Source organism: Achromobacter maghribensis, assembly GCF_057334215.1.
In genome coordinates, this window is sequence record NZ_JBHFII010000005.1 from 233,312 (window position 1) to 234,738 (window position 1,427).

The window sequence follows — 1,427 nt, forward strand, 5'->3', positions numbered from 1 at the left end:
GGCCGCGGCGCGATGTTCATCGAGCCCGGCAACTCCATCACCTATTCGCTCAGCGCCCCGCAAGCGCTGGTGCACGGCATGAGCTTCCAGGAATCCTACGCTTTCCTGGACGCCTGGGTGCTGACCGCGCTGCAAGGCCTGGGCATCAAGGCGTGGTACCAGCCGCTGAACGACATCGCCTCCGATATCGGCAAGATCGGCGGGGCAGCGCAAGCCCGCCGCGCCGGTGCCGTGCTGCACCACGTGACCATGTCCTACGACATCGACGCCGATAAAATGGTCGAGGTCTTGCGGATTGGCCGCGAAAAACTATCGGACAAGGGCACCACCAGCGCCAAGAAGCGCGTGGACCCGCTGCGCACCCAGACCGGTCTGGCGCGCGAGGTCATCATCGACCGCATGGTGGAAACTTTTGCCAGCCTGCACCGTCTGACCCCCGGGCAGATCGGCAGCGACACGCTGGCGCGCGCCCAGCAACAGGCCGGCGAGAAATTCTCCACGTCCGAATGGACCGGCGTGGTGCCCTGAGGGCCTGTTGCCATCAAGCCTTGATTTCCTGGAGGTAATTCAATGCGTCGCACCTTCACGCCGCCAGGCGCGATAAGCGGTCTGATCCTGGGCGCGGCCCTGCTGGCGCTTGCCGGCTGCGGCAGCGCGCCCCCGGCTAACATCACGTTGGCCAGCCCCGCGTCTTCCACGCCGGAGAAAGTGGGCGACCTGTCCACGGAACGCATCAAATGGGCCTCGAACAAGCCCGGTTGCGAAGGCGACTGCCCGCATATCGAAATCGACAGCGTCGCCTTTCCTGGCATCCCGAAATTGACGGCGCTGGTGGACCACGTGCTGGCCTACATGACCGGCACGGATGCCAACCGCCGCGGCCCCTACAACACCCTGTCGGAATACACGCAGTATTTCTGGTCCACCGCACGGCCGCGCGACGCCACCTACTTCAAGGCCAGCGTCAAAGACACCGTTGGCGACATCGTGTCGATTGAACTGCACACCGAGCAGTTCCTGACGGGCGCCGCCCACGGCATCCCGGCCACCCAGTACCTGAACTGGGAACGCAGCCGCGACCGCGTCATGAGCCTGGACGAAGCGCTGATTCCGGGCCGCCGCGCGGAATACGTCGCGGCGCTGCAGCGCGCCCACGCCAAATGGCTGGCGGGCAATCCGGACGCCAAGCGCGACCCGGCGGCCTACAACAAGATGTGGCCCTTCCAGGAAAGCGACAACTTCGCGCTGACGCGCGATGGCATCGTCGTGAAGTACGACGCCTATTCGATCGCGCCCTACTCGCACGGCGAGCCGGAACTGGCGATCCCATACGCGGATCTGCGCGGCATCTTGAAACCGGAGCTGTTGCCGAAGTCGTAGCGCCCCCCTGGATAAGCGAACGCCGGCAACAAGCATCTGGCTTGTTG

The 1,427-nt window shown here is 65.0% G+C and carries 2 protein-coding genes; both read left to right on the plus strand.

Annotated elements, in window-relative coordinates; genetic code table 11:
- Positions 1 to 528 (plus strand): lipoate--protein ligase family protein (locus ACE039_RS02615; protein ID WP_485821616.1); only part of this gene is annotated, 528 nt, incomplete at its 5' end.
- A 42-nt stretch (positions 529 to 570) separates the two neighbouring features.
- A complete protein-coding gene (locus ACE039_RS02620) occupies positions 571 to 1,380 on the plus strand; it encodes an RsiV family protein (RefSeq protein WP_105559644.1) in 810 nt (269 codons plus the stop codon).
- Positions 1,381 to 1,427 lie beyond the last annotated feature (47 nt).

Coding starts and splice junctions, on each gene's coding strand:
- ACE039_RS02620 (WP_105559644.1), top strand. CDS start 571: ATGCGTCGCACCTTCACGCCGCCAGGCGCGATAAGCGGTCTGATCCTG.